Here is a 442-nt window from a genome sequence, read left to right as displayed (position 1 = left end):
TATTGATTTAGGTGTTGAAAACGACATCGTTGATAAATCAGGAGCATGGTATTCTTACAATGGCGAACGAATGGGTCAAGGTAAGGAAAATGTTAAAATGTACTTGAAAGAAAATCCACAAATTAAAGAAGAAATTGATCGTAAATTGAGAGAAAAATTAGGTATATCTGATGGTGATGTTGAAGAAACAGAAGATGCACCAAAGTCATTATTTGACGAAGAATAGTACACAAATTTATATCTATAGTTAAACTTAGCAAATATCCTTATAGGATTGATTGAAAGTGATATTCATCTCATAAAGCTAGAATAATATCTAACTTTATGGGATACACTACAAATCGAGACTATAAGGTTTTTTATTTTATTTATTATTACATTATCAATAGTTTTATAATCGAGCTTCAAAACTTTAGAAAATAGTAGAAATAGCATTCAATAT

1 pseudogene is annotated in these 442 nt (G+C 28.1%); it reads left to right on the top strand.

Annotated elements, in window-relative coordinates:
• Positions 1-226: pseudogene (locus M3204_RS23515) on the top strand (recombinase RecA); the annotation flags it as partial.
• Between the last annotated feature and the right edge of the window lie 216 nt (positions 227-442).

The organism is Mesobacillus subterraneus, from assembly GCF_023715485.1.
Lineage (GTDB): Bacteria > Bacillota > Bacilli > Bacillales > Cytobacillaceae > Mesobacillus > Mesobacillus subterraneus_B.
The sequence above is the reverse complement of the archived record's forward strand: the minus strand, read 5'-3'. Positions and strand labels throughout refer to the sequence as shown.